Below are 2,488 nucleotides of genomic sequence, written 5' to 3'. Positions count from 1 at the left end.
TCGGTACGACAACGGCTTCTCAGTGACCGGCAAGCGGTGGAGCGGTCTCGGTCGGCGGGTTCGGCCGTCGGCCGCTCGGCCTGCCGGCGTCGGAGGTGCCCGTCCTGTGGCTGGGAATCGGCGCCGTGGGCCGCCGGGCGGCGGTCAGGCCACCGAGGAGGGACCCGCCCCGCTTCGGCCACCGGTTCAGAGTTCGCTCAACTCACGGGTTGGAGCCTTGCGACCGCCTTGGCCGGCGCCTGATTGAGACGGTCCCGGTCCCATGCGGCTGAGGCGCTGGTCGATCCGGGAGGCCGTCCCGAGATCTTCGGACGCCTGCGGCATCTGAGCCGGTCACAGCGGTGGACGTCTTCCCTTTTTGCTGGTCGACCAGGTGAGGGTTCAGTAGACCGAGATGTGCACGTGGTCGTAGTGGTTCTCGGTGATGGAGCCGCGGTCCTCCATGGGCAGCCAGCCGCGCTCGGGGTGGCGGCTGGACCAGATGTGCTGACGGTAGATCACGTACCAGATGCCGTACTGGCCGGCGTGGTCGCGGACCCACTGGACGATGCGCTCGCCCTCCTTCTCGCGGTCGCCGGCGGCCATGACGCCGGCCGGGCCGAGCATGAAGTCGCAGGCGCGGCCGAGGGGGTGTTCGCCGCCGCCGGCGATGCCGCCGTCCTCGCGGTAGCAGCCGGAGCCGTAGGGGAGGGGGAACTCCTTGGTGACGGCGGCGCGTACGGTGCGCATCCGGGCGGTGATGTGGTCGGCGCCGGTGGGCTGCTCGGCCTTCCAGTGGTCGGCCTTGAGCTGGGCGGCGACGCCCTGGAGCCCGCCGAGCAGCCCCAGGGCGCCGAATATCAGAATGACGGCGGCGAGCAGGGAGCCGGCTGCCAGCAGCCGCCCCCCGCGTGCTCTCTCGGACGCCATCGCCGACCCCACCCCCGCTGTTCGTGTCGCCTGTCCGTTCGATCAACGGGGGAGGGTCGGTGATGGTGCCCGGACGATCACCTGACGGGGGACCAGACCCGTTCGACCTGCTGGCTTCCCGAGCGGGTGCGGTAGGAGCGGGTCCAGCTGGCGGCGGAGTCGGCGCGGGTGCGGTCGGCCAGGACGTAGTAGTCCATCTGCACATGGTCGGGGGTGACGTCGAGCACGCCGTAGCCGTGGGAGTCGAGGTCGACCCACTTCACATGGCGGTTGGCGGCCTCGATGGCTGCGACACCGGCCAGCGACAGGGTCTGCGGGGGGACCTTCAGGAAGTCGTCGACGTTGTCGGAGGTGACCGAGGTGACCACGAACTCGGTGGCCACCGAGCCGGACGCCGGATAGGTGGCGGCCTCGGCGGGTACGTCGCAGGCCCAGGCGGAGTGGATGTCGCCGGTGAGGAAGACGGTGTTGCCGATGCCGTGGGACGCCAGGTGGTCCAGCAGTTCGCGGCGGTCGTGGGTGTAGCCGTCCCACTGGTCGGTGTTGACGGCCAGGCCCTCCTCGGGCAGTCCCAGCAGCTTGGCGATCGGCCTCAGCAGGAAGGCCGGCAGCGAGAGGAAGGCGACCGGGGAGATCATCACCTCGTTGCCGATCAGCCGCCAGGTGGTGTCGGAGGCGGACAGGCCGGCCTTCAGCCAGTCCAGTTGGGCGCGGCCGGTGATGGTGCGGTCGGGGGAGTCGACATCGCCGCTGCCGGTGGTCGCCTGGGCGGTGCGGAAGGAGCGCTCGTCCAGCAGGTGCAGGTCGGCGAGCTTGCCGTAGCGCAGCCTCCGGTAGGTGGTGCCCGCTGTGGAGGGGCGTACCGGCATCCACTCGAAGTAGGCCTGCTTGGCGGCGGCGACCCGGGCGCCCCAGTCGCCCTCGGTGTCGGGCTGGTGGTTGACGGCTCCGGCGGAGGAGGCGTTGTCGGCGAACTCGTGGTCGTCCCAGATGGCGACGACCGGCACCTGGGCATGGAGCGCCTGCAGGTCGGCGTCGGTCTTGCAGGCGCCGTGCCGGGTGCGGTAGTCGGCCAGCGTGACGGTCTCGCCCGGCGGCTGGTGGGGGCGGACCACGGTGCCCCGGGCGCAGAACTCGCCGGACTTGTACTCGTAGATGTAGTCGCCCAGGAAGAGGAGGGCGTCCAGGTCGCCGCGGGCGGCCAGGTGGCGGTAGGCGGAGAAGTAGCCGGCCTCCCAGTTGGCGCAGGAGGCGACCCCGAGGCGGAGCCGGTCCAGGGTGGCGTCGGCGGCCGGGGTGGTGCGGGTGCGGCCGGTGGGGGAGGAGACGCCGCCCGCGGTGAAGCGGTACCAGTAGGAGGTGTCGGCGGCCAGACCGCGGACGTCGGCCTTCACCGTGTGGTCGGAGGCGGCCGAGGCGGTGACGGTGCCGGAGGCGACCACCGAGGTGAAGTTCCGGTCGGTGGCGATCTGCCAGGTCACCGCCTGGTCCGGGCCGGCCCCCGAACCCGGGGTGGCGTCCGGGGTGGGGGTCACCCGGGTCCAGAGCAGCACCCCGTCCGGCAGCGGGTCGCCGGAGG

General features: G+C 71.9%; 2 protein-coding genes. Both read right to left on the bottom strand.

Annotated elements, in window-relative coordinates:
- Window positions 1-381: 381 nt before the first annotated feature.
- Window positions 382-909: a hypothetical protein gene (locus AOK09_RS35440; protein ID WP_055591298.1), complete on the bottom strand. Its 528-nt coding sequence runs from the start codon at window positions 907-909 to the stop codon at window positions 382-384.
- 77 nt (window positions 910-986) lie between these two features.
- Window positions 987-2,488, bottom strand: a 1,502-nt coding sequence (locus AOK09_RS35435) for an alkaline phosphatase D family protein (protein WP_055591297.1), incomplete at its 5' end; no start/stop codon positions are given.

Source organism: Peterkaempfera griseoplana (assembly GCF_001418575.1).
Classification (GTDB): Bacteria; Actinomycetota; Actinomycetes; order Streptomycetales; family Streptomycetaceae; genus Peterkaempfera; species Peterkaempfera griseoplana.
This window is presented reverse-complemented; position numbering and strand designations above follow the sequence as displayed.

Excerpts from the sequence above, each read along its gene's own strand:
- AOK09_RS35440 (WP_055591298.1), bottom strand. The coding sequence starts at position 909 with ATGGCGTCCGAGAGAGCACGCGGGGGGCGGCTGCTGGCAGCCGGCTCC.